Annotated in this window: 1 pseudogene; it reads left to right on the top strand. The window is 66.8% G+C overall.

What is annotated here, in order from left to right:
• Positions 1 to 148: 148 nt before the first annotated feature.
• Positions 149 to 1,108 (top strand): annotated as a pseudogene (locus ABZU99_RS34855) (ISAzo13 family transposase); the annotation flags it as partial.
• Between the last annotated feature and the right edge of the window lie 89 nt (positions 1,109 to 1,197).

The following is a 1,197-nucleotide window of genomic DNA, read 5'->3' as shown; positions in this document are numbered from 1 at the left end:
GACGCCACCAGGCGACAGCCCGACACAGCCACTACCAACGACGATCCGCCGACGAACCTGCTGGATAGATCACGAAACCGCACTGGAGTACTAAGGGCTCGCAGAGAATCAAGGTGTTGCTTCGCGTGATTCGGCTCGTTGTTGTGATATGAGCGTCTCCGATGAGGTCCGTGGTCAACTCGCAGTGAAGTTTGGGGTGTTGTTTCCACACCTGGATGAGCGGCAGCGGCGTCTGCTGTTGGGAGCCGAGGCCCGGATCCTGGGGCACGGCGGTATCCGGGCGGTCGCACGGGCGGCCCAGGTCAGCGAGACGACAGTCCGCAAAGGCGTGGATGAGCTGGAGGCCGGCGAGGAGCCGCTGGGCCGGGTACGCAGGCCCGGTGGTGGCCGCAAGAAGGTCGCGGACCTTGATCCGGGACTGCGGCGCGCGCTGCTGGCACTGGTGGAACCCGATGAGCGGGGCGATCCGATGTCGCCGCTGCGGTGGACGGTGAAGTCGACCAGGACCCTAGCGGCCGAGCTCACCCGTCAGGGGCGCAGGGTGAGCGCGGACACCGTCGGGGACTTGCTCCGTGAGGAGGGCTTCAGCCTGCAGGCCGGTGCCAAGACCATCGAGGGCAAGCAGCACCGGGACCGTGACGCCCAGTTCCGCTACATCAACGAGCGGGCCAAACAGCACATGGACGCCGGCCAGCCGGTGATCAGCGTTGATGCGAAGAAGAAGGAACTCGTCGGCGACTACAAGAACGCGGGCCACCAGTGGCGGCCTGCCGGTGAGCCGGTACGGGTCAAGACGCACGATTTCCTGGACCGGCAGGGACCGGGCAAGGCGATCCCCTACGGGATCTACGACATTGCCGCGAATACCGGCTGGGTCAGCGTCGGCACCGATCACGACACCGCCGCGTTCGCTGTCGCCTCGATCCGCCGCTGGTGGCAGGGCCGAGGCCGGCACGACTATCCGGCCGCCACGCGTCTGCTGATCACCGCGGACGCGGGCGGGTCCAACGGCTACCGCACCCGGGCCTGGAAGACCGAACTCGCAGCCCTGGCCACCGAGACGGGCCTGGACGTCACGGTCTGCCACATGCCGCCGGGCACATCGAAGGTCGGGTAGCCGGAGGGATTCGCACCCTCCGGCTCCCACAGATCCGTACGTGACGATCTCTCGTCATACGGCTCTTGTCGTCCTGATCA

The sequence above is a fragment of the Streptomyces sp. NPDC005266 genome (assembly GCF_040607655.1).
Lineage (GTDB): Bacteria > Actinomycetota > Actinomycetes > Streptomycetales > Streptomycetaceae > Streptomyces.
Note: the sequence above shows the minus strand (reverse complement) of the source record. Positions and strands in the feature narration are given on the sequence as shown.